Consider the following 24,234-nt stretch of genomic DNA (forward strand, 5'->3'; position numbering starts at 1 on the left):
CGCCAAGCAGCTCGCTATCCATAATCGCCACTCCAACAACTTTCCCATGAGGCCTCTAGGTTGGTTTTCTCCCTTAGAGTTCTCTGTCCAATATGTTTGACAAACCTACATTCCACAAACTTTAAGTTTCCACTTATTGCATTCGCAAACACGCTTCATTAAAAATTTTCTGAATTTTATCTATCTTCTTTCTCCATTACATCGTTTTCCGATCAAACGCATCCAGCGATCTCCTCGCACTGCTGTCGAACCATGCGGCTTTTTGTTGCTTTTTTCACTTAGATATGCTAATATTTAGGTTAGCTTAGCGAATTATCAGAAAGGCGGTGCGAATATGGCCAGTGCGGAACAGCTCAACGCCTTTCTGGTCGATGTGTTCGGCCGTATCAACAAAATTGAGGAGCGCGCTATGGCGGGTGGCCTGGGCAGCGCCATCTCGATTACAGAAATCCATATCATCGAAAAAATCGGCGCAATGGAGCCGGTGCGCATGAGCGAGGTCGCCCGGTCCATCGGTGTCACGCTCGCCACGCTGACCGTTGCATGCGATAAGCTGGAGGCCAAGGATTTGGTCAGCCGCGCACGCAGCAGCACAGATCGGCGCGTGGTCAATATCACGCTCACGCCAAAGGGTCGCGCGGCCTATGAATATCACAAGGCGTTTCACGAGCGGATGATCACGTCTGTGATGGAAACACTATCGCCCGAACAGGCGGCCATACTCGCGCAAAGTCTGGAAAAATTGCAGGATTTCTTCCGGCAGGAGGAGTCCGCCGCAGGAGGGGAATACCACGGATAATCTGATTTTCTGTCTCAACGCAACTGTCCCTATCTTTGCAATCATTTTGCTGGGCCGCATGCTGCGCGGCCGGCATTTTTTTTCGCAGCAGACGCTGTCCGACCTCGACCGGCTTTCGTTTAAAGTGCTGCTGCCTGTTCTGCTGTTCCGCGATATCGCGGCGGGGCGCATCACCGAGCAGTTCGACCTGAGGTTTTTCCTGTTCTGCGCGGGCATGACCGTGGTCTATTTCTTCGCCATCTGGTTCGGCGCGGCAAAGCTGCTTCCGGACAAAAGCATGGTCGGCGCGTTCACGCAGGGCGCGTTTCGCGGCTCACAGGCGATTTTGGGCGTGGCGTTCGTGCAGAACCTATACGGAGACGCGGGGCTGGTGCCGCTGATGATCGTCGCAAGCGTACCGCTGTACAACATTTTTTCGGTGCTTGTGCTGACCGTCACCGCGCCCGACGCCAAAAACGTCCAACACAAGGGCGTTGTGTCGCGCACGCTGGGCGGCATTATCACCAATCCCATCATTTTGGGTATTCTGGCGGGCCTGCCGTTTTCGCTGCTGCAAGTGGATTTCCCGCCCATGCTGTCCAAAGGGCTGGATATGCTGGCTGCCTGTGCCACGCCTGTTGCGCTTATCAGCATCGGTGCAGGCTTTGAAGGCGCCAAAGCAATCAAAAAACTGGCCCCGACATGCGCCGCAACCTTTATCAAACTGATCCTGCTGCCGGCTATCTTCCTACCCATTGCGGCATGGATGGGGTTGCGCGACCAAGCGATGGTCGCACTGGTCATCCTATGTGGCGCGCCGAGCACAGTGTCCGGCTATGTGATGGCCAAAAATATGGACGGCGACCATGTGCTGGCCGCGTCCATCGTCGTACTCAGCACGGCGCTGAGTGCCGTCACCCTCACCGCCACTTTGTTTATCCTGCGCACAGCCGGTTTGATTTGACATTATCCCTCCATACTGGTATTGTAAAAACAGCAATGCCAGTTTGGAGGGATTTTTGTCCTTTTGCAAACCGCATCCGATGGAGGACACAGCCATGCTCACGTATCATCTTGACCCGCACAGCAAGACCCCGCTGTACGAACAGTTATACCGTGCGGTACGCGCGGATATCATGTCAGGCGCGCTGGCGGGCGGCGACCGACTGCCCAGCAAACGTCGGCTTGCCGCCAATCTGCATGTCAGCCAAATCACGGTCGAAACCGCCTACGGTCAGCTGCTGGCCGAGGGATATCTCTCCTCCGCGCCACGGCGCGGCTACTTTGTGCAGCAGCAGCTTGCTGTACCCGCGCAGACGCAGACACCCCGCACCGCTGTACAGCCATCCCCCATAGAAGAGCCGCACTATCTTTACGACTTCCGCACCAATATTGTGGATAACGGCTGCTTTCCGTTCTCCACATGGGCGCGACTCAGCCGCAGCGTGCTCAGCGAATATTCCGACCGCCTGCTGCGCGCAACCGACCCTCGTGGCGCGGTCGAACTGCGCGAGCAAATCGCGCGCTATTTATATGACTTTCGCGGCATCAACGTCTCGCCTGACAACATTCTGGTCGGCGCAGGCTCGGAATACCTGATGCAGCTGGTCATCCAACTTTTGGGGCGCGACCGCGTGTATGGATTGGAAAACCCGGGCTATCGCAAGCTCTATCAGATTTTTGCCGCGGGCGGCGCGGCGGTGTGCCCTCTGCCGCTGGACAAAAGCGGCCTGCGTGCGGATACGCTGGCAGCGTCCGACGCATCGGTCGTTTATCTGACCCCCTCGCATCATTTCCCGCTCGGTACGGTCATGCCCGCCGCGCGGCGGCTGGAAATTTTACGCTGGGCATCCGACGCACCCGACCGCTATATCATCGAGGATGACTACGACAGCGAATTCCGCTATGCCTCGCGCCCCATTCCTGCGCTGGGCGAACTCGACCGCGCAGGACGGGTCGTATACGTCAACACCTTTGCCAAAAGCCTCGCGCCCGGCCTGCGCATTGGCTATCTGGTGCTGCCGGACGCGCTGATGGCGCGCTATCGTGAGCGATTCTCGCTTTACTCCTCGACCGTCCCCAGCTTCGAGCAGCACACACTGGCGGCCTTTCTGCGCACGGGTGCATTTGAGCGGCACATCAGTCGCAGCCGCAAGGTATATCAGGCGCGGCGTGACGCGCTGCTGTCCGCGCTTGCGCGTGAACTAGCCGACCTGCCGCATGAGGTGTCCCGCTCGGAAGCGGGCCTGCATCTGCTGCTGCACATGCGCAACGGCATGCTGGAACACGAACTGATTGAGCGGGCCGCAGCGGTCGGTGTGCGGGTATACGGCCTGTCCGCTTATTACACTCCGCCGGTTGAGCCGCCCAAGGCAACGCTGGTGCTCGGTTACGCCGGTATGACCGAACCGCACATTGACGAAGCCGCAGCACTGCTGCGGCAGGTGTGGAATGTGCAATCCCATCCGTAAAGCTGAGGGGCTTATCTTCTGCTCTTGACAGGTATCCAGCTTTTTCGCCTGCTTGAACCATATTTCACGCAGAGATATTTTCTGCCCCTTTGAGAGCACTTCAAAGCTGCGCTCAAGCTGTCTTTTTCTGTGCTCAGGACGCTGTTTCGGCAGGCACATCCGCCCGTCCGAGCAGGCGGCGATAGGTCAGGTCAATCGAAAAGGCGCCGAGCGGCGCGGTGATCAGGATGGCGAGCACCGCCACGGTCAGCACGATCTGGCCGCAGCCCAGCCCCATGGTCAGCGGCACCGAACCGATTGCCGCCTGCACGGTCGCCTTCGGTGTGTATGCAATCATACAGAACAGGCGCTCTTTCGCGGACAGTGGTGTGCGCAGCAGGCAGACAAACACGCCCACCATGCGGAACACCAGCGCTCCCAATACAACCAGCACCGCCGCCGCGCCTGCTGCCGCCGCATAGCCGATATCTACCGTCGCACCGACCAGCACGAACAGCAGCACCTCGGCCGCGACCCACAGGCGATTATATTTACCCGACAGCCGCACGGCAAGTTCGGGACGCCGGCGGTTGATTGCAATGCCGCAGCTCATCACCGCGAGCAGACCGGAAAAGGGTACAATACCCTTAACCGCGTTCTCCAGCGCGACGAATAGAAAGGACACACTGAGCAGCACCACCACTTTGACTGAGTCGCGCACATGAATACGACGATACGCCGCACCGAACGCCACGCCGACGGCCAGTCCGACCGCGATACCGGTCACAATCGACACCGGAATCTGCACAAATGTCGCAGGAGAAAACGTGCCGCCCTGCGCAAGACCGGTAAACGCCGTGAACATAACGATGACGAACACATCGTCCACCGACGCACCCGCCAGAATCATCTGCGGGATGCTGCGGCGCGTACCTAAGCCCAGCTCCATCAGGCGCAGCATCTTAGGCACGATGACAGCGGGCGACACTGCCGCCACCACCGCGCCCATGATGGCAGCATCCAGCACCGAAATGCCGAGCAGCCGCGGTGCAATCGTGACCATACCTACGATTTCAAAGCAGGCGGGCACAAAGCACAGCAGTACGGCCGGACGGCCCACCTTTTTCAAATCCTCCAGATTCAGCGATAGACCCGCGCGCGTGAGAATAATAATCAGCGCCAGCTGCCGCAGGTCAGCCGATATCCCCAGAATGGAAGCATCCAGCAGGTCGAGCACATATGGCCCGAGCAGAATACCGGTTAGGAGCATGCCCAGCAGACTGGGCAGCCGCAGCCGCGTCACAATCCATCCCAGGCTCATTCCCACCAAAAAAATCAGGGCAAGACTTGTAAGCATCGTATTTTCCTCCTTATTTCTCCTTTTTCAGGCACAAAAAAAGCTGATAACCCTGCAAAAAACTTGCAGAAGTCATCAGCTAATCAGCGGTTTTGGCCTTGGCCACGGGAGAACTTCATTCCCTCGGATGGTATTATACCGCGCGCACCGGTTGCTGTCAAGCCGGATTGTACTCCATCGATACAATTTGTGAACAAACGGAAAATTTCTGTTTTTATACTTGACTTTATCAAGTATCAGCCTTATACTTGACAAAGTCAAGAAAGGAGCACACAACATGGTCAATACTCTGGCATACTATTCCACCGTGTTATCCCGCAGCTTTTCGGCCTATGCCGCGCATGTGCTTGAACAAATCGGGCTAAGTCAGGGGCTGCTGTATCCGCTGCTCTATGTCGGACGGCATCCGGGCTGCACGCAGTCCGAACTGACGGACGCACTCGGTCTGGACTGGGGCTACTGCCAGCGCAGCACACTGCGACTGGTGGAGGACGGATTTTTCCTACGGGAAAAGCAGGGCCGGGCCTATCGCCTGACCCTTAGCGAAAAAGGCATACAGGCGTTTGAAACCAGCCATCAGGTGTTTTTCGACTGGGATAACGATGTGCTGCAATCGCTTAGTGAACAAGAACGCACGCAGCTGCTGACGCTGCTGGCCAAAGTCAAAGAAAAGGAAGCGAAAACCAAGCTATGTACGAGACGATAAACAGCCCGGTAAACTACGGTGGGCTGACGCTCAAAAACCGCATTATTTTCGCCCCCACTTCAATGGGGCTGCCCGAGGACGAATTGATCGCCCGCTATCGTACCATCGCCGCGGGCGGCTGTGCGATGATTATTCTGGGGGATGTGCCGGTGCTGAGGCACGGTTTCGGCCCATCGCTCTACACCAAAAAGGGGTTTGCCCTCTATCAGCGCATTGCCGAAACCGTCCACGCCGAAGGCTCCCTGCTCTGCGCCCAGCTTCATCAGTCGGATTCCAACGTCAAGGCGATGCTCAAATACATCCCAGGTATTGTAACCCGGCGCATCAGCATGGCCGACCTGCGCCCGCTTCTGAATGAACAAGTCGGGCCGTATATCACCAATCTTTCCACTCGTAAGATTCACGAAATCACGGAAGCCTTCGGCGAAGCCGCCGTGCTCGCACGCAAGGCGGGCTTTGACATGGTGCAGATTCACGGCGACCGCATGTGCGGCAGCTTCAGCTCGACCGTATACAACCACCGCACGGACGAATATGGCGGCAGCCCGGAGAACCGCGCACGCTTCGCCGTCGAGGCCGTCAAGGCGGTACGCCTCCGTCTGCCCGACCTACCAATCGACTACAAGCTGGCCGTGCGGCAGGAAAATCCGCACTACGGCAACGCCGGTGTGTTACAGGAAGAACTGCCCGTATTTGTTCCACTGCTCGAGCAGGCCGGCGTGACCAGCTTCCATGTCACACTGGCAAACCACGGCGAGCTGACCGACACCATTCCGCCCGCAAAGCACCCGTATTTTCACGAGGAAGGCTGTTTTCTGCCGTTCTGCGACGCGGTGCGCAAGCTGACCGAGCTGCCCATCTGCGGCGTCGGTGGACTGACACAGCCCGATTTCGTCGAGCAGCAGCTTGCCTCCGGCCGTATCGACTGCGCCTCGATGAGCCGTCAGCTGATTGCAGACCCAGACTGGCCGCGCAAGGTTTGCTCCGGTCACGCAAACGAGATTCAGCGCTGTGTGCGCTGCAACAAAAAGTGCCTCGGCGGCATGATGGCCCACCAAGGCGTACACTGCATCTACGAAAGGAAGAACAACGCATGACTTACGCAATTGTTTACAGCAGCAAGACCGGCAATACCCGCCTGCTGGCCGAAACCCTGCGCGATACCCTGCCCGTCGGTGACTGCCTGTACTTCGGTACGCCGAGCGACGAAGCCCTGCACGCGGAGCGCATCTATGTCGGCTTCTGGACGGACAAGGGCACCTGCGATGCGGATACCGCAGCATTTCTCTCGCGCGTGACGACACAGCAGGTTTTCCTGTTCGGCACGGCGGGCTTCGGCGGCGCACCCGCCTATTTCGACAAAATCCTGTCCGCCGCGCGGCAAAATCTGCCGGATAGCGCAGCCGTATGCGGCAGCTACATGTGTCAGGGCAAAATGCCCATGGCTGTCCGTGCCCGTTATGAACAAATGGAGGATAACCCGCGCCGTCAGGCGATGCTCGACAACTTCGACGCCGCGCTGTCCCACCCGGATAAAGCCGATTTGTCCCATCTGCGGGACGCGGTGCTCGGCTGATACGCCCAGTATGTTACCCCCAAAAGAAAAAAGCCGATGTGCAGGCAATCTGCACATCGGCTTTTCTCCTTTGTCTGGTATTACGCCAGCCATTGCAGGTTTTTGTCCTCCGCAAGACTGCTCAGGCCGTAGACAAACAGGATTTCATCGACCGGATGTGTATTCAGCCAGTCAGAAATCGTCTGTCGCTTGAAATACCGCAGATCAATCAAATCGATTGTCCGGTATTCCTCCGCCAGAAAAGGCGCCAGTGCATGAGCATAGGAATCCTTTATGACCAGCAGCCGTTTATCGTTCTGTACATTCGTCTCGATATGGATGCGTGCGTGGTTTCCGCTGAGGAATACCGGATACTTGTCTGCCTCACTGAGATATTCCCGGAACAGCATCCCTTCCTGTACAACCGGCTCCTGACTGTTGCCGTCATACACACTGGTTATCGTTCGCAGATTGGAATTGGACCACAGCGCAATGTCATCCGGTGGCGTCAGCCACAAGCCACTTTTGGAGTAGGAGGTGCCGTAAAAATCCGGCACCCATTCCACGGAAAACGTTTCACGCATCACGGACGACTCTTTTTTATCCCGCATCAACAGCCGATAGGCACGATAGGCGCCCTCGGTTGTCCAGTGGTGGTCGGTGCGGTAATAGAGTGTTTCCGGCTCTTCGGCGCTGCCAAAATCCCCCAGCACGTCCAGCCAGTGCAAGCTATCGCCCGCTATCCGCCGCGCTTGCTCCAACATATCCGCATCCGGATACGCCAGATGTAAGGCGGGCAGCTTATCCTTCACCACCGCACCCGATGTAGGAACGGCCATCAGATAGACCGGTACGGTCTGTGTCTGCGCAAATGCGGTGATCGCCTGCATGTTATCTTGCAATATCTGTCTGTCATCCGAAAGCGGTGCGGAAAATAACCAGCCGTCCGCTCCGCTGACGATACTGCGCACTGCGCCCCGCCCTTCCGCCTGCTCCAGATAGGCGTTCGCACCAACCCATCCATCCCGTTGCGGGAAATGATCCGACAGATATTTTTCTATCTCCTGAAACACACTGCCGTCCACAATGCCCTCTGCACTGATCGTGGGCGGCTGCGCCAGCACACGTTTTTCATTTTCCGAAAAAGACCGGCGCGGCAGCAGCCAAAATGCCGCTTGCGTGCCAATTAAAACCCCGGCAAACAGCAGCGCCACTGCACGGGGATGCCGAAATTGCATGCGTTTTATCTCCTTTTAGAACCGAAAATACAAAAACGGGTTGTAGCTCTGCGCCACCAGCGCCGCGCAGCTTGCTGCAAGCAGCAGCAGACACCAGACCGGCGCGCTCCAACGGACCCAACAGTCCTCCTCATAGCGCTGCACCAGCCGGGCTGCCAGCGACAGCGAGGCCAGCGTCGCCACACAAAGCAATGGCAGATAGGACAGCACCCATACCGCTGCCTGTGCGCTGATGAGGCCGCCGGACAGGGAAAACATGGCATGTAGATAATCCGCCAGCGTACCGAAATCCTCAATGGCAAACAGCACCCAGCCCAGCACCACCAGTGCCATGGTCAGCACGTGCCGCAGCGCGCGCGGAATACGCGCCAGCCGCGCCTCCCCTATCAAACGCTCCGCGGAAAGCAAGGCGAAGTAATACAGCCCCCACAGCACATAATTCCACGCCGCACCATGCCACAGGCCGGTCAGCGCCCAAACCACCAACAGGTTGACAAATGTCCGCACTGATCCGCGACGACTGCCGCCCAGCGGAATATACACATAATCCCGGAACCAACGGCTGAGCGTGATATGCCAACGCCGCCAAAACTCCTTGATGCTCTGTGCGGCATAGGGATAACGAAAGTTGACCGGAATATCAAACCCGAACATACCGCCAAGTCCGCGCGCCATATCCGAATAACCGGAAAAATCAAAGTAAATCTGCATGGTGAAGGCAACCGCACCCATCCACGCGCCCAGCATGCCGATGCTATTCGGCAGCGCGCGCAGACCGTCCCATAGCTGTCCCATTGGATTGGCCAGCAGCATCTTTTTACCCAAGCCGATCATCAGCAGGCAGAAGCCGTTGGCAATTTTATTCCATGTCTCCTCACGTCCCGCAAGCTGCCCGCTCAGTTCCTCATAGCGCACAATCGGCCCCGCGATCAGCTGTGGAAAAAAGGTCATATAAGTGGCAAAAGACACGATGTTTTTCTCCGCGCACGAGGTTTTTCGATATACGTCGATGACATAGGATACCACCTGAAAAGTGTAAAACGAGATGCCAAGCGGCAGCGGGAGCGGCTTTACAAGCACCTGCCCCAGCCCTATCGCATCCAGCAGAAAGCCCGCATATTTAAACACAAGCAGAAGGCCCAAATCGAGTATCAGTGCTGCTATCAGCCAAAGCCGCCGGAAGCCAGCTTGGGCGCAGGCGGAAATCCGCCGCCCGATCATCCAATTGGCAACCGCCGTCAGCAAAATGATAGGCAGAAACCACGGCTCTCCCCAGCCGTAAAACACCAAATTTGCCGCCAGCAAAAACAGATTGCGCCAACGGCGCGGAAAACAATAATATCCCACCAAAACGGCCGGCAGGAAAATAAACAGAAAAGCCAAACTGGCGAAGCTCAATCCCGCACCGCCTTTACGGATTCAGCAAATCCTGCACGGCCGTTTTGGCCGCGGCGTTATCCGCTGTGACGCAAAACACAACATAGACGCCGTCCTGCTCGAGCACCGCGCTTTCCAGCTTGGGCACCTCCTCCGGCTTATAATCCGAATATCCCTTGATCCAGCTGTCCGTGAAGGTTTGCAGCGCATCGGCAATGTGTGCCGCCGCGTCCGCATCAGTTGCCTCGAATACCGCTATGCTCTCCGCGGTCGCACCGCTGCCGACACATGCCGCACTGTCCTGCACCAAATCCGTGCCGATATCGTAAAACCGACAGGCGCCCGCGCTGTCCATATCGGTCATCTGATCGGTAAAGGTCACGCTCTCCCGAAGCTGCTGCACGGCATCCGTCGGTTTGATCGCCGCCTGCTGCTTACCGCAGCCTGTCACTGTCACGCAAAGAGCGGCAGCGAGCGCTGCCGCACACCATTTCATCTGCTGTTTCATTTTTCTTCCGCCTCCGCAATGCTCTCTTTGACCAGTTCTGCCCATTTTTCCGTATAGTCCTTGGCAGGATGAATGCCATCCGCCGCCGCGTCCGCAGGCAGGCATCCGTTTTCATCCGCGAGCGCAGAAAAAGCGTCGATATATACTGCGCCGTTCTCCTGCGCAATTTGCTTGATCTCCGCGTTGCAGGCCTGAATCGAGGCGTTATTCGTGTTGTTCTCATTTTGCTCGGACACCTCCGCCGACACCGGTGGAATGGCCGAAAGATAAAGAACGGCATCCGGACAATACGAGCGCGCTGTATCAATCACTTTGCCATATTCCTCAATAAAGGCATCGCGGTTGCTCCAACCGAGTTCATTCTCCCCAAAGAAAAAGACGATGTGCGCAAAATCCTTATCCTTCAGCAGCTCGATAACCGGAGTCTCGGTGTCCTTTCCCTGCAGCATCGGCTGGTCAAAAACACTGTTTACATTCAGGCCCACGCGGTAGTAATATGCCGCTTTGGGCATCGCATCGTAGATATAAAAACTGTCAATATATGAATTGCCCACCAGCGTGGTATCCTCATATGCGGTGCGCTGTGTTTGCATCTGTTTCGTCACCTGCATCCGACCGGAACAACCGGTCAGGCAAAGCGCTGCCAAAACGCCAGCCAGCATGGACTGTGCCTTCATGTTCATCCGTTCCCTTCGTTTCTCATTTCTTGTCGAATCTTGTGGCAAAAGATTATATACCACAAACGTAGAACTAAGACAACAAAGGTAACAACATTGTTGTCATACTGATACCGGAATGAAACTTCCGTAGTTTATTTCCCCACTCAGTCCTCCGCACCGTCATTTTCCACGCATGACTCTGCCATTCCTCGGGCATCCCGCTTCGCGGCTCTTCCGCTGCGCGCACACAAAAAGCGGCAGCCGGTTTTCGGCTGCCGCCCTTGATTCGCTTGTCCAGTCCACACTTGTCAGCACTCATTTGAGAACACCAAGCGCCATGTCCCGGAATATCCCCGTTCTGCTTTCCAATTCACGGAATGTTCCTCTTTCTACAATCTCCCCCTTGTCCATCACGATAATTTCATCGCAGTTTTGCAGAGTGGACAGCCGATGCGCGATAGACAAGATTGTTGTTCCACATTCCTCCTTCAGCTTTTCAATCTCCTGCTGAATCCATTTTTCCGATGTATTGTCCAGTGCGGACGTCGCTTCATCCAAAATCAGGATTTTCGGCTTACGCAAGAAAATACGCGCCAAGGCGATTCTCTGCCGTTGTCCTCCCGACAGGTTTCTGCCGCCCTCTGACAGCATGGACTGATAACCGTTCGGCATTTTCTCAATATCTGATGCAATATTCGCTCGTCTTGCGGCCTCTTTTACCTCGGACAGGCCGACCTCCCGCTCCATACCATAGCAAATATTGTGATACACCGTATCCGCAATCAGGAATGGCGTCTGCGGAACGATGGCAACATGCTCCGCGATGTTCCTTCGGGAAAGCCGCGATAACGCGACGCCGCCCAAACAGACCTCTCCATCCGCTTGCTCCAGCTTATCAATGATTTTGATGAGCGTGGATTTCCCGCAGCCGCTCGGTCCGGCGATGCCGATAAATTTCCCCGCCGGAATCGACAGACTGATATCGTGCAAAATGACCCGATCGGTTTTTTCAGGATAGGCAAAGTGTACATGGCGCATTGCAATTTCATTGGAGGGCAAAGCAATATCCTGCGCGTCTGTTTGTTCCTGATAGGAAAAATCCAGCGGAATGTCAACCATCTGAAAATAATCCGCCGCCAGCACCGTGCACTCGGAAAATTCGTCCAGAATCCGGTGCAGCTCGCGAAGCGGTCCGGTTAGCTGGGTAAAGCACAGGTATGCCGTGAGCACGGTGCCGATGGTGATAATCTGCTGCGACGCCAGCAGAACCGAGGTGCCAATCACAATCACGCTGAACACGGCCTCATTGATAAACTTCAGGCAGTCATAAAAGGCCATCGCTTTATGATGCCGCATTTCCTTTTTCCGGAGCTGCTCGGAGCACAACTGGATGCGCGCACGCTCGGTCTGCGCGCTATCCAGCGCGCGGATGGTTTCAATGCCGCCCAGCAGCTCCACCATAGTTCCGTCCAAATCCGCCTTGGTTTCCATCAGTTCGACACGGATGCCTTTTTGCGTGCTGATTTGACGCAGTACGATAAACGTGCCGATGGGAATGACCAAGACGACCAGACAAGCGACCGGCAGGGGAAGCTGCCAAAAAATCGTAATGATAGCGGCCACACCGGTGGTCACAGCGGGCGCAAAATCCATAAACAGCAGCTTTATCAGCTTAACCGTCCCTTCCAGACTTCGGTTCAGCCTGCCATGGATGTTGCCTGTCATATGGTTGCGAAAGTAGGTAAGCGGCGCCAGCAGCAGCGATGTAGCGGCTTTTTGCCGTGCATTTTTTTCCGCCTGTGTCGCCGTATCTTCTACGATCAGGCGGCGAATCACCTTAATGACCTCATTGATAACATTGACCAGCAAAATCGCAATCAGGATCGGAGCAGCCGACCAGAACACAACGTGCTCGCCCGTCAAAACACTATCGGTCAAATAGCCGATAGCGAGGGGGGTAAACTGGCTTAGAACAGCCGATAGACCCAATATCATCAAAATGAAAAAAAATCCCAGCTTCTGCCGAGACGGAAGTAAGTCAAAAATCTTTTTCCACATTTTTTCGGACTTCCTGCTCATAATACGCGATACCTCTCCTATGGTATGGATACTCGTCATCTACATCATAGCGCAATTACAACAGATTGAAAATACTTATTGTGGAAAATTCGCCAGATAAAACCCGGAGCAGGGCTTCCTTTTCTTTTACTCTGCCCATGCCAGACGGACCGTATTATCAAGGCTGCACGGTCTGGACGGGAGCCGGGTTGCGGCAGCCGCGAATCTGTTAGCTTCACGGCTGTTAGCACTCGCCGACGACATGCAGTTTGCTGCGCGGCAGAACCATAAGCGGCAAGCAGAAGAGTAATGAAACGGCATACTGGAAATATACACGAAGGCCGACTGAAAATTTGTCAAGGATGCAAAATCTTTATCCATTATCAAAAATATCAAGCAATTCTACAGGAGGACATCAAGCACGGACATCGCCGGATCGGCTTACTGGCCGGACGGTTTTCTTGGCAGATCTACACCGCTCGTGACAACAGCTGTATCAGCGTGCTGAAAAAACATGGATTGACCGAAGATCTGCGATTTATGCAAGATATCAAGCCGACAGCGGAAGCCGCAGAACAGTATATCGCTTCTATCCTGCATCTAGGAAATCGTCCGACTGCCGTTTTCTACACCAATGATACCATAGTGATTGACGCAATCAAGGTTGTCACTCGAGCAAGACTGAGAGCACCGCTAACGCCGGAACCACGAGTTCCTCGTAGTGCTGTGTGATATGCCAAAGCGTTGAACGCATATTGCAGCAGCGTGTGCAAAGTGGCCAAGCAATTCACATGCTTAAGGTCGGAGAGCAACTCCCCTTGACAAAAGGACTAACTGCACATGTTTTAGGACCAAAACCAGCCGCCATTCAGCGTTATATGAGGCGAATCGAGCAAGTATTCGAAAGCAAAAGCGAGGAGGAGATGACCAGACCCTCGGATGCGTTTGATGCGACATCCAACCACACAAGCTGCTGATACAATCCGAAACGATCGGTCTGTCGCTGCTGACGGCAGCAGATAACTGTCCGCGGGAAAGGAGAGACGTTCCTATTGATTTATTCAAAAATATGACATTCTCAAATTGCTACATCACGGGCAAAAAGATGCAATTTCGGAACAATATATGCAGATAATTCCACTCGAGATCGTCGTAACAGCTTCTGCTGCAGATCGGCGGTAGAACCGTGCCCCCCGAGGTATGTGATCGATGAATCGCCATGCACCAGAGAAGAACGCCGCGACGCTTTCTGTTTTAGACGAACGAAAGGATTCGCCCTATTTTTCACAACCTATAGGTTTTCAGGCGATCACACTTGTTGTTGATTCCGACAAGAAAGCACCTGAATTTATCAAAATCTGACAGAAAATTTCTGTTTTAGAACCGAGAAGCCAGAATGAAGAGGAAACAGTTGCGAGCAACGCTTATAGCAGAATTATTGGCACGGAATTTGGCGGCATGAAGCGGTCCATTGGGCGGCAGCGCAGAAGGCGGCAGCAAGGCAAAGGATTTTCCCTCCAAGCCAGGTCACCATCATCAAGCCGTGGAGTCTGGCAAGCGGCCCTGATACGATTGCACGTCAGGTCTCCGCATACGGCGAAAAGCATCCGGGTGTTCGGGTCACTGTAGAAAACAAGACAGGCGGCATAGGTACAATCGCGATGAACACAGCCTTGCAGGCAGTCCATGACGGCTACTCCATGGTGGTGCAAACAGCCCGCTTTTCTCTTATCCCCGCTTCCAGAATGTCTCCTATACGCTCGATAACATGCCCCCGCTCATCGGCATGCGCATTGCGAGTTTGTCGTACTGCCCAATACAAGGAGCGGCATCTGCACGATTAACCAGCTCAAGGGATACGCTGCATCAGGTAAGAGCATCCAGTACGCCGCCATCGGCGGCCACGGCAATGGCAGCTATACCATGATTTCCGTATTGTCAACGCATTGGTCGACGAGCACATGGACGTTGCAATCGGTTCTCCTCCGGTTTGCCGCGATCATGTTGTCAGCGGCGAGTTCAACTGCCTGAGCATTTTCATCTCCGAGGGCCTCGACGTTGAGGGCATCGGTCATATCTCACCCTTCAGGACGCAGGGCATTGACGTAGAATTTACCGGTATGGATGACTTTGCTGTTCGCGCATTAGTAGAGGACAGCAAAAAGGCTGTTCTGACCAAGTTCATCCAAGATGTTTATGCAAATCCTGTTTTCCAGAAGATTATGAGCGAAATGGATATGGAAGCCTGGGGCGCGACCCATGACGAGATCCCCGCGATGATCGAAGACCAGACCACTGCCATGAAGGCATATATTCCTCTCATCCAGTACGCCACAACCGCGCCTGATGACCTACTCATCCGTTCATTTAGAACCCCCTGTTGAGGTGACCGACTGTGAAAATCAAATACCATTCTGAAATCATCTCCGGTCTGGTCTTTGTGATTGTTGCTGCCATCCTCTGGCTGCTGTCCCACGACAAAAAAGAAATCGTCATCACACGCGAGACATTTTACTCTCAAGGCTTCCGCCTTTCGAATGGCCCTCCTTACACCATTTGCCCTGTATTCTGGATGGATGTCCAACGACAGGCGCGCTTCCACCATCGGCATACACAGCATAAAAACCTCCCGCAGACGGGCACGGCATGTAACGCCGTGTCCCCTGCGAAGGTGATGCTTGAAACCGATTACAACCCTTCTTATGGCATATTCGGTTGATATGCAACAGTAGATACAGTTTTTCTTCCTCTCTGAGTGTGAAATCCCACTTTTTTGAAAATAATCCGTTTTCACAGTCTTTTGTGTTTATTTTTGTGCAATAGGCCATGTTTCTTGGCTTTTACCACATTCATTGACACCAAGCAGCCACTTTTTATCCTACTTCTGTTCCGTTTATCTAACGCGAGAGGCTATAGGAAATCGTTGCGTACCTTTCTATCTGCTACGCCCATTATGCCTCGCACCATCCTCTGCCGAAATTCTTCTAAATTCCATTTCTTATCCCCGATGTATTTGTCGAGTACCTCAGTTTACAGTGTGCACTTCCGATTGATAGGTTGTGTTTATCTCTCTTCCATGAAAGTGCAGTTTTTCATTTCAATTGCTCTGTTATTTATCTGCATTCAAAACGAACATGGTTTTATACATAAAAAGCACTCCCGACCGTATAAACGGTCGGGAGTGCCCCTACTTATCAATACTATCCAATCACAGCATATATCTTGAAAATATTATGCTGCAAGCTGGATATACCGCTGCAGAATCGCAGCCACCTGTGCACGGGTTGCCTCGCCCTGCGGAGCAAGAGTCGTATTGGTGATACCGGTGATCAGGCCGTTTTCCACCGCCCAAATCATCGCCTGCTGTGCATAATTGCTAACGCTGGAAGCATCAGCATAGCCGCTCAGATTTCCCGATACCGTCGGCTGACCCGCATAGCGATACAACATGGTTGCCAACTGCTCACGTGTCAACCGATCTTCCATATTGGAACCATCCGATACACCGCTCTCCAGTGCCCATTGACGTCCTGCGTCATACCAGTTTTCGCCTGTCGAGGTATCCACACCCTCGTAACGGGCCAGAACAGTAACGATCATCGCGCGGTTCATTGCCGTTTCAGGAGAAAACATATTCTGGCTGGTTCCAGAAAACAGCTCACGGCTGCTAACAAACGTAACTGCATCTGAACCCCAGTAGCTGTCCGGCACATCGATAAAGCTCTTGCTGTTGTCCACGATTTTTACCGTATCGCCATCGGACAGCTTTGCAGCAACGCCATTTTCTGTCGTCAAGCTATCCTTTATGATCTCCTCTGTACCGTCCTGCTTGACAAGAATTGCAACCGTACCCGACGTTACATTGGCCACAGGGATTTCAACCATCACACTGTTTTCCGAGTCCATAGACATGGTTACCGTCGGAGCATTTGCCGGTTCGAATGTAGCCGAAACCTCTGGTATCGGTGCTGCAACCGCACTATTGTTCTCCTCCGCCATGCGGATTGCTGTTCCTGACAGGTAGACGGTGCTGGATGTCTCACCGCTCTCATTTACGAATGTTATGGAATTCGATCCGTCGCGGTTATCCATAGTTATCTGGCTGGAACCGTCAGACTTCTCAGCCACTTCTATCTTATTGCCATCCGCATCTGTCGTCGTCGTGGTTACTGTGCCATCTCGACTGGTTTCAACCACTTCGGTCGTACCGTCAGGATATCTTGTTGTCTCGGTCTTAGAACCATCCGGCTGGATTACCGTTGTTGTAGTCGACCCATCCGGGTTTTTGACCGTTTCTGTGGTTATGTCGGGGGAGGAACTGCTGGAGGAACTGTCAGACGAGCCATTATCTACATATGTCCACTTTGCATGCAGCATCAAATCATCCGTTATTGGCGTATTGAAATTGAATGCTGTCATCAAAGAGGAATCCGTATACCAGCCGTCAAAGCGATAGCCTTCCTTCGATGGTGCACTCGGTTCAACTGCCAGTTCGCCTTCAGCGATGATCTGGCTGGGAACCTCACTGCCACCATTGCTGTTGAACGTGATGGTAAACGTCGGAATCGCTTCGTCTGCCCAATGTGCGGCAAAGGATAGGTCACCGCTCACCGTTCCTGCGGGAATGGTCAAATCCACTGTCGGTGTATCCATGCCGGTATAGGTCCATCCAGCAAACACAAACCCATCGCGTGTCGGATTTTGCAGAGTCAGCGTATCCTCAACAGTGTAGGAATCCGGATTCTCCGTGGCGTTGATGCCGCCATCCAGCTGATATGTGATCTGATAACGAATCAGGTCAAACTCTGCGGTAACAGTCACATCATAAGCCGGCATTACGAAGGTTCCATCCTTCTCAACCGGGACGGTTGTTTCTGGATCATCCGTCTTGTAGACGGTAATACCATTTTCCTTGAGCTCATAGCCCGCCTTCGGCTCCGCCGTCACTTGAACCATCTCGTTTTCCGCTGCCGTCTGCGGCTCCACCGTAATGACGCCATTGACGATAGCGGTATCCTTGCGGATGAAGTATACGCCTCCCGCAAGCACGTTTACAGTCACGGTATATTCCTGTGTGCTTCCATCCTCTGCCGTGACAGTATATGTCACAGGATCAGTGAAGTCCTGCTCAGCCCCGCTGGCCGGCGTTACGCTGGCCTTATCGCTGACCGTGATGATCGGTGACAAGCTGCCCACTTCTGTTCCAAACGGAGCTGTCACAGTGATTTCATACGTTTGCTCATCAATTTCAGTCAACGAATTTGCAATTTCAAAGCTGAGAATCTTCTTTTCCGAAGATTTCTGCTGCAGGTTGCCGTACGCTGCAACCAGCTGATCATACGCCTGCAGTATCTCGTCAATATCCGCCAGCGCGGTCTTGCCCTGCGCTGCCTGTGCCACCAAAAGCGCGGTTTGATATGCGCTCCAACTCGTCGCAGAGTATTTATTTGCATCCAGATCGCCGTATGTGTTAATCTGATTCGACAGTTTGGTGCGCGCTGTATCCAGCACTCCGGTCAGCGCCTCATAGCTGCGGTCTAAGATATTCTGAGCCTCTACTACCTCCGCCTGATACTGTGGCGGAATCGTTACCATGTTTTGCGCCGCCGTGTATGCAGTTTCATACGCCATCTTAAGGGATTGCGCATACGCGTCACTCAGAGCGTTGACTTCTTCCACACTCGGCATCTTGCTAAGCAGATTGGTCAATGCGCTGGTGTCAACCGCCACGATACCACGCGGCACAACATAGATTTCATAGATTGTAGGCGTAATGCCGCTCCATGTAAACTTCAGTTCATAAACCTCACCGATTGTGCTGGAGTTATACACCGGCAGATTATTGACCGCTTCCGTCATCTGGCCAACCTGAACAAACTCGCCACTTGTATTGCTGCCCTTAGCATACACCGTCACCGGTTTGCTGGAGCTGACCGCTGTGCCATCCTGCACCACGTTGATCTGCTCCAAATCGGTGGTTTCCGACAGACGGTAAATCAGATAACCATCCTGCACACCCTGCATATTCGGACGGAAACCTGTAGTCAAGCTGCCATCAATTACCTGGCTGGGCGTATAGCCTTTCTGCTCTGCCGGAACGGCGGTAAAGGCCACATTTTGCTCCGGCATATACTCGCCGTCGTTGATGACGATTTCGTTTACATGAACATATCTGCTATCATAGTCCGCTGTGAACAGGATGCGCAGATAGCGAGCCTCCGTCGCCTCAACCGAGCCTTCCGCATACAGCTTATTCGGATAGGTGGAGGATGCCTTATACAGTCCGGAATTGAGTGCCGTGGTGTCAGCATCACCCGTATTTTCTGCTCCGTCACCAATTGTGATGACATCCACCCAGCCGCTATCCTTGCTCATGGACACCTGCACTTTACCGTAACGGATATAGTTGAGCGCATCGTCCTGCACATACAGCTTCAGGTTGGTGATGGTACGGGTCTGACCTAAATCGTAGAGAATCCAGTCATTTGCGGAAGGATAGTCCGAAAAAATAATCTTGGAATCAATTTTGCCATCAAACAGATTGCCTGTTGTTCCCTGCTTTCTGGAGTCATCATCGCTCCAGTTCGCTTGGATGATAAGATTGGTATCCAGATACACCGGACCGGTCACTTCCTGATAGGTGGCCGACAATGCAGTTAACTCGATTGTTACCTCCTGATCGCTGGTGTTGGCAAGTTCGATATAACGAATATTCTTTACGTCATCCAGCGGCAGGGACAAGGTCGTCAGCTGGGATCGGCTTGCGCCGCCTTTTACCGCAATCTTGTCATCGCCGTCATGCTGCACCGTTATCGAATTGACCGGACGGATGCGTCCAAGGTCAATACCAACATAGGCATTTGCCGGCAGCGTAATCGAAGGCGCGTCCACCGTTGCATGGGTGTCATCCATCTCTCCCATCGGAGTGGTGACCGTCGCATCATCACTCTTGTACATGAAGTCCACAGTGATTGCAGTCGGATCAAAGGCCTTGACCGAGATTTCCGAGAAATACAGCCACTTGTTGATCTGCTTGGTATTGGTCAGACGGATATACTGCGCCTGTACGCCTCGCAGATTTTCTTGGATGATATCCTGTCCACTGCCAGCGCCGGTGTAAGTTTTAAAGGTCTTCCAGTCACTATTGTCGGTAGAATATTCCAGCTTGTAATTGGTCCACTTGTCTTGGCTCCCACTTTTACCGATCACAAACCGCACTTCACCGACTTCAATGACCTTGCCCAAATCGACGCCAATGTAATCGCCGACCAAGCTGATGTCATTATTAGGAGCATTTCTCGGGTCATAATAGGCAAAGGTGCTGTCGCTTCCGTCAAACAGGTTGTTCTCGTTCGAACCACCCTGCAAGATCCAGTCAGGTGTCCGGATCAGCGACATCGTAAACGCATTGGGATTGTACTCTTCCACGACAAACTCGAAGATTTTTACCCATCCCGATGTCTGTGTTTTATTCCGCAGCCGGATGTACTGCGCCTCGATATTGAGTGTGCTCAAATCAATCACGGTATTGCCGCTAACTGCGCCACCGGGCACCTCGGTGTATTGAGTACCGTTAGTCGAGTATTCCAGCACGCCGTCCGTAATCTTATCCGTCCCGCCGTCCTGTGTGATCTGCACGCGGCCCAACTTTTTGACTTCTCCAAAATTGATGCCAATGAACGCTTCCGCCGGAACCTTATCGCGTCCCGGGTCACCGCTCGGTGCCTGCGGATTTTCTGCCAAGTGCACATAAGAACCTGTATTTCCGTCCAGAATATTGTTCAGTGCACCGCCGGCAACACGCACATTGTCCGACTTAAACGCCGTACCGGTCAGGCGTGCCGGACCCGGCACCACATCCGCAACTTCATCATTGATCTGGATTTCACGTACGGCAAGCCAATTCTGTTTGGCGGCTGTTGTATAAACGCGGATGCCCATAACACCCTTCAGCCCCAAGTCTGTCATACGCAACGAATTACCGCCGGCATATGTGCCATTTGGAACATCTTGCCATGCCTTTCCATCCGTCGTGTATTCCAGCTTGCTCGCCGGCAAGCAGTCGTTATTATCCGCAGCGCTTGTGCCTGTCAGAATCGCCACGCGGTCGACATCGACCTTACGGCTGAACAATACGCCTACATAGTCGTTCGCTTTTGTCTGGCGGGCAAAATGTGCATACGATGCTGAGTCATTGTCAAGCATCTTACCTACACCATTGCTGCCGTTTGTACCTACATCGCTAAAGCTATGGATAGGTGTTTCAACCAGCAGGGTCGGGTCAAGGATCAGTTCCACCTTTTTACCGACCATCGACAGCAGCGCCTTGGTAAACGGCTGGATATGCTGTACGCCAACCTCCGCGTACTGTGTACTATTCACATAGCTGAAACCGTGCTGGTTTGAAGCCTGATACAGCGAGTTTGCCGCCGTATAGTTGCTGACAATCAGGCTGGAATCCCCGTTATTCTGGATTGCCTCCAACGCATCCAGCAGCTTCAGGTTTGCTTCTGTCACTTCTTCCCACGAATCCAGCCAGTAGATAATCTGGTTGCGGATGCGCTCGTTGCCCGAAGTCTTGTATGTACTTGCCGCTTCCTTTAAGGTAGTGAAAATTTCCTTCAGCGCGGTAATATCTTCCTGCGCTACCGCAGCACCGCTGTTGAGGTTATTACGCGCTCTGGTCAGCAGGTCTTTGATCTCTACCGACTCCTGCAACGCTACAACACGACTATCCATGGCTTGGTTGATCATATGCTTGGACATCTCGCGCAGCGCGGTAGAAGCCGGCGTCTCCTCATAGCTTTCATGATCTACATACTTAAAGGAGTCGATCCACGCCTGATCCGCTTCATCCTTGGTCCAAATATGCCAAGAATAGCAGGCATTGCCGAAAATGGCGACCTTGGACGGCTCAGACTGCTGCATAGGATTGAGGATGATGCCCTGAATATTCTGCGGCTGCACACCAACCTGCAGGAAGTTCGTGTAACCACCCATAATCAGATGCCGCTTGGAGTTATCCGAGCAAGGCCAGTTGATCCACAGGTACGGACCGCGGCCTACACCCTGCGTAAAGCTCTGCGTGAAGTTTTGCGAAACCTCGCCCCATACCTTGCCGCCGGTGACAACAAGCGGCACGGTTGCCGGCATATTTTGTCCAAAATACTGCAGCTGCGCATTGCCGCCGCCATACATATACGCATTGGGGCAGAACGGAACCGTGGTTTTTAGTCCCGGGTACTTCGCCTGCATCTCAGGCGAAGAAACCCAATCCACAAGTTCCTTCATCAGCCGGGTTTGCAGCTCCCAGCCGGCCTCGTTATCGCCGCCCGGCACGCCTGCGTCATCCGCCAAAACCGCGATCTGCCGCACACCATATTTCATGGTCTGCTCGAACTTTTCTTTGAGTCTCTGAACAGACTCTGCATAGTTATTCGCGTTGATTGGATTGCTCATAAACGGATGAAGCGCAAAAACGAACTGGCACTTGGACTCGTTGCCCGCTTTTGCCAGCGGTGCAATCAAATCCTGAAGTTCTTGATCGGTATACAGCGTCCGCCATTGCGCATTATGCTTGGGGTCGTCCTTCGGCGCATAGAAGTACGAATTGAGCTTATAATAGCCGCCCCACCGCATCAGTTCCGCGCGATCTTCGACGCTCCACGGGTTGCCGTAATAGCCTTCAATAAAGCCACGCGACGCAACATCCGCCCAGTCTTTGATATCCAGCTGGCGAACCTCACGCGTGCTGTCATCAACCTGCTGGAAAATTTGCAGCAGTGTGGTCAGGCCATAGAACGCAGCATCTGTATGACGGCCTACCACATAAATTTTATCTTCTGCAATCTTCAGGCAGTAGCCGTCAATTTTGCTGAACACCTCGTCTTCTGCGGCTACGCCTATGCCGGATAACGCTTCGTCATTATCCGTCGAGACACCAACCAGCACGTTCGCTTCGGCAGCAGACGTTTCCGTCAGCGTGATGCCCACTTCCTTGAACGCCTCTACTGCGCGGGCTTCCGTATACTCATCGATACTGGCCCCATAAAAGACGTTCATTGCAGCAGGCAGCGCCACTGTGCTGTCCTGATACGTAATGGTCTGCGGAATAGGATATAATTCATATTCCGCAGATGCAGGGGCCACATCTGCCGCCAATGCCATTGGCTCAAACGCCGCCATGCTGACAAACATCAGCACCGCCAGCAACAGGCTAACCCCTTGCTTTATTCTCCTTCTTTTCATTTTTCTACCTCGATTCCGTGCATCATATAACTGTAAGCACAGCCATAAAATGTTTTTCGCAAAGATATTCTGTGTCTCTCACACCATCAAGAATTATCCACTAACGTTAATATGCTTCTCCATCTCCTCTGTGCTTAAATCGATGAAACGTATTTTGCCTGCATTATATTCCTCCCTTCAGCTGATGTAGTCTTCTCATCCCCTCAAATACATCGCACCAGTAGCCGCAAGGCAAGCCGGAACAAAACCTTTATTTTCATTCTAACAATTGTGCACCTCTGTTGTCCATTTCCATAACATCCAACAATATACATTTATTTTCATGCACAATAACGATTATCTTGGACTATTGTATCCTTATCTTGATACTTGTGTCATGTCATCTAAACAATATACTACAACAAACCGTTCTCGCCATCGTTTGTTCCCCGGTGTTCAGCGGGCCTCCCCCAGATGACGCGAATCGTACGCAACATTTGTGTTTTTATGCCCAAATAGCAAAACCGCACTTTACCTTGCGATAAAGTGCGGTAATCCAGCGAGCGAGTGCGGATTTGCAGCCCATCTCTTGTTTGTCCCTTTTCAGTAGAAGCACCGTGTGCTACTTCACCTCGTGCGGAATCGTGAACTTGTCCACCGTAATCTTGCCGTCCGCTGCCTCCGCCAGCATCATGGTGATCTCCTGATGGAAGCGCCGCGGGCCGCAGGAGCCGGGATTGAGCCACAGCAGACCGTCTTTTTCTTCCTGCACATACTTGTGCGAATGGCCGAACACCACCACATCCACGCCGGGAAGGTCTTTGGGCACTTCCTTTTTATTGTGCACCATGAAAAAGGTCACGCCACCCAGCGTGATGGTCAGATCGTGCGGGATTTCCTCTGCCCAATCCTTGTCGTTATTGCCGCGGACAACATACAGCGGCGCATACTGCCGCAGCTCATCCACAATGCTCTGCTTATTAATGTCGCCGCCGTGCAGGATGGCGTCGGCGGTTTTCAACCGCTCCGCTACCTCGGGCCGCAACAGACCGTGGGTATCGGAAAGAATGACGATTTTCATTTTGTTTACCTTCTGTCGTAGGTTTGTTTAATATTTGGATATATGGCCTGCAACACTTTCAGCCCATCGCCGTGATGATAGACGTAGTAACAGGTTGCGGTTTTGATCATTCTGCCCCCTCAGATGAGGATGAACCGCTACCCGTCAAGAGGACAGTGAAAAAGTATAAAGTTTTCCCGGCCGGCAGCCTGTAGGTTGCTGGCCGCTTTTTATGCAGTGAGGCATAACTGGTGCTTCTCC

The 24,234-nt window shown here is 53.3% G+C and carries 18 protein-coding genes and 1 riboswitch; of the genes, 10 read left to right on the plus strand and 8 right to left on the minus strand.

The annotated features are described in order from the left end of the window. Positions 1-334 precede the first annotated feature (334 nt). From ACTQ3V_RS12445 to pdxR, 3 genes are all read left to right on the plus strand, one after another. Positions 335-799 (plus strand): MarR family winged helix-turn-helix transcriptional regulator, encoded by a 465-nt coding sequence (locus tag ACTQ3V_RS12445; RefSeq protein ID WP_441467794.1) that lies wholly within the window; start codon positions 335-337, stop codon positions 797-799. Positions 800-803: 4 nt separating this feature from the next. Then, the gene (locus tag ACTQ3V_RS12450) at positions 804-1,742 is read left to right on the plus strand and encodes an AEC family transporter (protein ID WP_441467811.1); all 939 of its coding nucleotides are present in this window, start codon (positions 804-806) and stop codon (positions 1,740-1,742) included. 94 nt (positions 1,743-1,836) lie between these two features. Then, a complete protein-coding gene (gene pdxR, locus ACTQ3V_RS12455; protein WP_441467795.1) occupies positions 1,837-3,249 on the plus strand; it encodes a MocR-like pyridoxine biosynthesis transcription factor PdxR in 1,413 nt (470 codons plus the stop codon). A gap of 133 nt (positions 3,250-3,382) precedes the next feature. On the opposite strand, the gene ACTQ3V_RS12460 is transcribed toward pdxR, so the two are convergent. Beyond that, positions 3,383-4,585 (minus strand): cation:proton antiporter, encoded by a 1,203-nt coding sequence (locus ACTQ3V_RS12460; protein ID WP_441467796.1) that lies wholly within the window; start codon positions 4,583-4,585, stop codon positions 3,383-3,385. A 59-nt stretch (positions 4,586-4,644) separates the two neighbouring features. Continuing rightward, positions 4,645-4,717, minus strand: a riboswitch (Fluoride riboswitch). Between the two features lie 145 nt (positions 4,718-4,862). Here ACTQ3V_RS12460 and bilQ point away from each other — a divergent pair. Genes bilQ through bilS form a run of 3 tightly spaced genes read left to right on the plus strand, consistent with a single transcriptional unit; the run spans position 4,863 to position 6,867 of the window. After that, on the plus strand, positions 4,863-5,291 hold the full coding sequence (bilQ, locus tag ACTQ3V_RS12465; RefSeq protein ID WP_441467797.1) for a bilirubin utilization transcriptional regulator BilQ: 429 nt from the start codon (positions 4,863-4,865) through the stop codon (positions 5,289-5,291). Continuing rightward, positions 5,276-6,388: a bilirubin reductase gene (gene bilR / locus ACTQ3V_RS12470; RefSeq protein WP_441467798.1), complete on the plus strand. Its 1,113-nt coding sequence runs from the start codon at positions 5,276-5,278 to the stop codon at positions 6,386-6,388. Before bilQ ends, bilR begins: the two co-directional genes overlap by 16 nt. Then, positions 6,385-6,867: a flavodoxin family protein BilS gene (gene bilS, locus ACTQ3V_RS12475; RefSeq protein WP_441467799.1), complete on the plus strand. Its 483-nt coding sequence runs from the start codon at positions 6,385-6,387 to the stop codon at positions 6,865-6,867. Before bilR ends, bilS begins: the two co-directional genes overlap by 4 nt. 80 nt (positions 6,868-6,947) lie before the next feature. Here bilS and ACTQ3V_RS12480 read toward each other — a convergent pair whose 3' ends face one another. The 5 genes from ACTQ3V_RS12480 to ACTQ3V_RS12500 all read right to left on the minus strand — a co-directional run bounded on the left by ACTQ3V_RS12480 (position 6,948) and on the right by ACTQ3V_RS12500 (position 12,686). Further along, entirely contained in the window at positions 6,948-8,084 is a 1,137-nt protein-coding gene (locus tag ACTQ3V_RS12480; protein WP_441467800.1) for a DHHW family protein, read from the minus strand. A gap of 15 nt (positions 8,085-8,099) precedes the next feature. Then, positions 8,100-9,482 (minus strand): MBOAT family O-acyltransferase, encoded by a 1,383-nt coding sequence (locus ACTQ3V_RS12485; RefSeq protein WP_441467801.1) that lies wholly within the window; start codon positions 9,480-9,482, stop codon positions 8,100-8,102. 13 nt (positions 9,483-9,495) lie between these two features. Further along, complete coding sequence (locus ACTQ3V_RS12490) at positions 9,496-9,969, minus strand: DUF4358 domain-containing protein (RefSeq protein ID WP_441467802.1); 474 nt, start codon at positions 9,967-9,969, stop codon at positions 9,496-9,498. Further along, positions 9,966-10,652, minus strand: a complete 687-nt coding sequence (locus ACTQ3V_RS12495) for a GDSL-type esterase/lipase family protein (RefSeq protein WP_441467803.1) — start codon at positions 10,650-10,652, stop codon at positions 9,966-9,968. Before ACTQ3V_RS12495 ends, ACTQ3V_RS12490 begins: the two co-directional genes overlap by 4 nt. Before the next feature lie 291 nt (positions 10,653-10,943). Further along, the gene (locus ACTQ3V_RS12500; protein WP_441467804.1) at positions 10,944-12,686 is read right to left on the minus strand and encodes an ABC transporter ATP-binding protein; all 1,743 of its coding nucleotides are present in this window, start codon (positions 12,684-12,686) and stop codon (positions 10,944-10,946) included. 309 nt (positions 12,687-12,995) lie between these two features. Here ACTQ3V_RS12500 and ACTQ3V_RS12505 point away from each other — a divergent pair, with 309 nt between their 5' ends. From ACTQ3V_RS12505 to ACTQ3V_RS12520, 4 genes are all read left to right on the plus strand, one after another. Continuing rightward, on the plus strand, positions 12,996-13,418 hold the full coding sequence (locus ACTQ3V_RS12505; protein ID WP_441467805.1) for a substrate-binding domain-containing protein: 423 nt from the start codon (positions 12,996-12,998) through the stop codon (positions 13,416-13,418). 477 nt (positions 13,419-13,895) lie between these two features. Further along, a complete protein-coding gene (locus tag ACTQ3V_RS12510) occupies positions 13,896-14,048 on the plus strand; it encodes a hypothetical protein (RefSeq protein ID WP_441467806.1) in 153 nt (50 codons plus the stop codon). Between the two features lie 599 nt (positions 14,049-14,647). After that, positions 14,648-15,070: a type 2 periplasmic-binding domain-containing protein gene (locus ACTQ3V_RS12515; protein WP_441467807.1), complete on the plus strand. Its 423-nt coding sequence runs from the start codon at positions 14,648-14,650 to the stop codon at positions 15,068-15,070. An 11-nt stretch (positions 15,071-15,081) separates the two neighbouring features. Further along, a complete protein-coding gene (locus ACTQ3V_RS12520) occupies positions 15,082-15,405 on the plus strand; it encodes a hypothetical protein (RefSeq protein WP_441467808.1) in 324 nt (107 codons plus the stop codon). A 512-nt stretch (positions 15,406-15,917) separates the two neighbouring features. On the opposite strand, the gene ACTQ3V_RS12525 is transcribed toward ACTQ3V_RS12520, so the two are convergent. Together ACTQ3V_RS12525 and ACTQ3V_RS12530 are read right to left on the minus strand one after the other, a co-directional pair. Next, on the minus strand, positions 15,918-22,934 hold the full coding sequence (locus ACTQ3V_RS12525; RefSeq protein WP_441467809.1) for a beta-N-acetylglucosaminidase domain-containing protein: 7,017 nt from the start codon (positions 22,932-22,934) through the stop codon (positions 15,918-15,920). A gap of 601 nt (positions 22,935-23,535) precedes the next feature. Further along, positions 23,536-23,994, minus strand: coding sequence for a metallophosphoesterase family protein (locus tag ACTQ3V_RS12530; RefSeq protein WP_441467810.1), 459 nt, complete (start codon positions 23,992-23,994; stop codon positions 23,536-23,538). Positions 23,995-24,234 lie beyond the last annotated feature (240 nt).

Origin of the sequence: Candidatus Agathobaculum pullicola (assembly GCF_052117205.1) — a bacterium.
Taxonomy (GTDB): Bacteria; Bacillota; Clostridia; order Oscillospirales; family Butyricicoccaceae; genus Agathobaculum; species Agathobaculum pullicola.